General features: G+C 70.2%; 2 protein-coding genes. One reads left to right on the top strand and one right to left on the bottom strand.

The features are described from left to right. Positions 1–656 (bottom strand): translation initiation factor 2 (locus LPA54_RS32925; RefSeq protein ID WP_228984418.1); only part of this gene is annotated, 656 nt, incomplete at its 3' end. Positions 657–782: 126 nt separating this feature from the next. Here LPA54_RS32925 and LPA54_RS32920 point away from each other — a divergent pair. Further along, the coding region (locus LPA54_RS32920) for a hypothetical protein (protein WP_228984417.1) at positions 783–982 on the top strand (200 nt) is incomplete at its 3' end.

Below are 982 nucleotides of genomic sequence, written 5' to 3'. Positions count from 1 at the left end.
AGTTCGATGTCGGTCGCGTCCCCGTCGTACACGGCGAGCTCCTCGAGGAGGGCGCGGCGTGCGACCGCGTGGAGACTGATCGGGCCTCCGTCCGCGGGCAGGTCGTGCTGCCGGGCGATCCCCTCGTTGGCCGAGGAGTTCCACCGCGCGCTGTTCGGCCCGGCGACCTGGGCGCTGCGCCGGGAGAACAGCATCTTGCCGTCCTTGCCGGTCTCCAGGGCCACGTTGACGCCGAAGCTGCAGTTCATCCAGGACGGCGCGTCGACGGGGTCACTGCCCTCGAGGTACTGCTCGCGCAGCGTCAGGCCGTTCTTCTGCCGGCGGTCCAGATTGAGCGAGGTGGTGAGGAAGTCGAAGTAGTCGGCGTCCCGGAAGGCCAGCGAGACCACGGGGACCTCGGCGAGGTGCGTCCGGGACACCACGACCCGCTCGACCGCGAAACGCGCGTTGTTCCACCGGTGCGGCAGCCCGGCGGCCTCCTTGCGCTCCTCCTCCGCCTCGATCGCACGCCGCCAGCCCGCGATCTCCTCCGGGAACTGCACCCTCTCCGGCGTGTACTTGATGTGGACGTTGTCCTCGTCGATGGCCTGGACGCCGTCACCCTCGAAGAGGTGACAGTCCGTCGCCCGGCCAACCACGGTGAATCTGTCACGCATCGCCGACTCCCCTGGTAAACAGGCTGTGGTGGACACTCACGGGGGGTGCTGTCGAAGCTCATGGTACGGAGCAGCACGGAAGGCCGACCGGCGTTACCGAGGACCGAGGACCGCTTTTCCCGCCTGGTGGGCACGGTCGCCGTACCGGAGTACGTGCATCCGGACCCGGCGGAGCGGCAGCGGCTGAGCCGGCCGCAGCTGACCGAGGTGCGTGACCGGTTCATCCGGACGGTGCGGGAGCGGCTCGGATTCCGGGCCACGCTGCGCGCCGACCGGCGAGGGGCGACCCGGCGCCAGCTGTGGGCCGGGCTGGAGGAGTTCCTGGC

Origin of the sequence: Streptomyces sp. DH12, assembly GCF_020873895.1 — a bacterium.
Taxonomy (GTDB): domain Bacteria; phylum Actinomycetota; class Actinomycetes; order Streptomycetales; family Streptomycetaceae; genus Streptomyces.
This window is presented reverse-complemented; position numbering and strand designations above follow the sequence as displayed.